Source organism: Wenyingzhuangia sp. (assembly GCF_039768515.1).
GTDB lineage: Bacteria > Bacteroidota > Bacteroidia > Flavobacteriales > Flavobacteriaceae > Wenyingzhuangia.
Map to the genome: position 1 here is coordinate 1 of NZ_JBDNAI010000074.1, position 3,365 is coordinate 3,365.

2 protein-coding genes and 1 pseudogene are annotated in these 3,365 nt (G+C 34.2%); 1 reads left to right on the forward strand and 2 read right to left on the reverse strand.

What is annotated here, in order from left to right; genetic code table 11:
• A pseudogene (locus tag ABF281_RS04475) lies at positions 1-538 on the reverse strand (anthranilate synthase component I family protein); the annotation flags it as partial.
• A 205-nt stretch (positions 539-743) separates the two neighbouring features.
• Entirely contained in the window at positions 744-1,133 is a 390-nt protein-coding gene (locus tag ABF281_RS04480; protein ID WP_347180496.1) for a hypothetical protein, read from the reverse strand.
• Between the two features lie 173 nt (positions 1,134-1,306).
• On the opposite strand from ABF281_RS04480, the gene ABF281_RS04485 reads away from it, so the two are divergent.
• Positions 1,307-3,340, forward strand: coding sequence for a M3 family metallopeptidase (locus tag ABF281_RS04485; RefSeq protein ID WP_347180497.1), 2,034 nt, complete (start codon positions 1,307-1,309; stop codon positions 3,338-3,340).
• Positions 3,341-3,365: the final 25 nt, after the last annotated feature.

A 3,365-nucleotide genomic window follows, 5' to 3' on the forward strand; every position in this document is an offset into this window, starting at 1 on the left:
TATTGATAATGGTCATGATTTCATCAATATTAGAGACCTGCCCACTAGGAACATTTTCAATAACAGTCATTTCATCATTGAAATGATTGATCGCTATCACATACCTATAAAAGCTATACTGCAACAATGGAATCGCTGACTCTGCTTGCTTTGCGGTCAATTTAATATTTTCAAAATACTGGACAGCATCATAAGTTGTGTACCCGTAAAGACCATTGAAGGCTTTGTACTCCTCTGGGGAATCTGTCTGAATCAAATCACTATAATGCTGAAAAACTTCGTCAAAATTCCTTTGCAAAGAAACACTAGACATTAATTCTCCTTGATAATATAAATTTAGTGCTTCTTTTTCTATCTTGATGTTAACCAAAGGTTGTATACCCATAAACGAATAACTATCCTCCTTTGAATGATAGTCCGACCCCTCTAATAAAACTGTATTTGCAAAACGATCTCTAAATCGCAAATATAGGGACACCGGTGTTACCGTGTCAGCCATTTGTTCTCTGATAACAGTTTTAAATTGTAATTTTTTCATACTTTATATGCTATAAAAAAAGGCTTATCGTGAGATAAGCCTTCATATATTTGTTTTTTAAATACACAACAATACCCACACTTAATCTTTAAGAGCGTACCACCACCATATATTTTTTGTAATCAATTTCATGTGAACAAATTTAATATAGATTTTTGAATTTTCAAAACTATTTTTCAATAAAAAAACACTGTACCTCCAGGATTTATAGTCTTTTAGATTTTCCAAAACAAACGCCTATTACGCCACACATTAAAGAAGTAGAAACACCTCCAATACCTACATCTATTAACACACTAGTCAAACATGTATCTCTAGAAGAATACATAAAGAAATTCATACTGATCGCATAGAGCAAACCAAGAACAAATCCTAATACCAAACCTGACGTAAAAGTATTTACTTGTGCTTTTGATAAAATATACGTGTAAGCTAGTGCAGTAAACAAACAGCCCGAAGCAATAAAAACCGTAGACATTAAGTTTTGCTCCTTAGGATATATATCTGTAAAAAGAAGGCCATAAAACAAAACTCCCAAAATATAATAAACGACAAAACCAGCTAGACTAGTTAAGACAAAAGTTTTAATTTTCATAACCACAGAATTTAAAATAAACCACTTCAATGTAATGAAAATTATTATCTAAAAGATTTCTATCAGTATAAAATTGACACTCTAAACTATAATAATTTAGCAAATGAACCCAAGCCCAAATGCCTTTCCTAATTTATTCTTCATAAATTGCATCAAAATTTAAATCCTGCTTGATGAACCCACTTTTACATAAATTTGATACGTTATACGACACTGCTCCTTTTGAAAAAATCAAGAATGAACATTACCTATCTGCTTTTGAGCAATGTATAAAAGAGGCCCAGCAAGAAATTGACAATATCATCAACAACGATCAAGCTCCGAGCTTTGAGAATACTATTGAAGCCCTTGAATTTTCAGGACAGAGATTAGGTAGAGTTTCATCTATATTTTTTAATTTGAACTCTGCAGAAACGAATGATGAGATGCAAAAAATTGCTCAAGAAGTTTCACCACTATTAACCAAATTTTCTAACGACGTTAGTTTGAACTTAGAGTTATTTATCCGTGTCGAGGAGGTCTATAATCATCGTGAGTCTTTAAATTTAACTCCCGAAGAATTAATGCTTCTAGAAAAAAAGTACAAAGGGTTTTCTAGAAACGGGGCTGGTTTGAATCCAGAAAACAAAGACAAATTAAGAGAAATAGATACTGAATTATCTAAACTCTCTTTAATCTTTGGTGAAAATACGCTAGCCGAAACTCAAAATTACGAGTTACACATTACCCATGAAAAGGATCTCAGAGGTCTACCCGAGGGTGCTATTGAAGACGCCTTACAAACCGCCAAGAACAAAGACAAAGAAGGATGGATATTTACCTTAGATTTCCCAAGCTACATCCCTTTTTTGACCTATTCAGATCATCGCGAACTGAGAAAGGAAATGGCGATTGCAGCAGGTAAAAAAGGATTTCAACAAAACAAAAATAACAATGAAGAAATTGTTTTAAGAATCACACAACTGCGTGCCAGTCGAGCTAAGTTATTGGGATATGAATCCCATGCCCATTTTGTCCTAGAAGAACGCATGGCAGAATCCGCTGAGAAAGTGACCGAATTTCTAGAAAACCTTTTGGAAAAAGCCAAGCCAAAAGCCGTTGAACAATTCAACGAGCTTAAAGAATTTGCTTTCAAAAAAGACAATCTTACTGATTTTCAAAAATGGGATGGTGCCTATTACAGCGAAAAACTAAAGCATGAATTGTTTGACTTTGATGAAGAAATTCTTAAACCTTACTTTCAGCTAGAAAATGTAATTGAAGGTTCTTTTGAAATTGCCAAGCGTTTATACGATTTGCATTTTAAAGAAATCCACACTATTGAAAAGTATCACAAAGACGTAAAAACGTATAAAGTCACAAACCAAAAGGGTGATTTTATTGCCGTTTATTATGCAGACTTTCATCCAAGACCAGGAAAAAGGAATGGCGCATGGAAAACAGGGTATAAAAATCAATGGATTTTAAATCAAGAAAACTCAAGACCCCATATCTCAATCGTCTGTAATTTTACAAAACCAACAGCGACGAAACCTAGTTTACTAACTTTTAACGAGGTCACAACTTTATTTCACGAATTTGGACACGCACTACATGGAATGTTAGCAAACACCAAGTACCCTAGCTTGTCTGGGACTTCTGTCTCTTGGGACTTTGTAGAGCTGCCTAGCCAAATCATGGAAAATTGGTGTTTTGAGCAGGAGGCCTTAGAATTATTTGCCAAACATTATGAGACAGGAGAAATCATTCCAAACTCCTTGATTCAAAAAATAAAAAAGGCTTCAAATTTTCTTGAGGGACTACAAACATTAAGGCAAATTAGTTTCGGACTTTTAGATATGGCATGGCATTCGCTAAACGAAAATGATTTGACCACAACTAGTGTAAAAGAGTTCGAAATCAAAGCTTTCGAAAACACACTATTATATCCAGACGTCACAGAAAATTGTATGAGTACTGCTTTCTCTCATATCTTCCAAGGTGGATATTCTGCTGGCTATTATTCCTATAAATGGGCAGAAGTTTTAGATGCTGATGCTTTCGAATACTTCAAAGAAACAGGAATATTCAATAAAAAGATAGCTACTAGATTCAAAGATTTCGTTTTGAGTCAAGGGGGCACGAAAAAACCTATGGAATTGTATACACAGTTTAGAGGACAAGAGCCGAGTCCTGACGCACTCTTAAAGAGAGCAGGTCTGTTGTAATTAAAATTATGAAAACAAAAAAAGA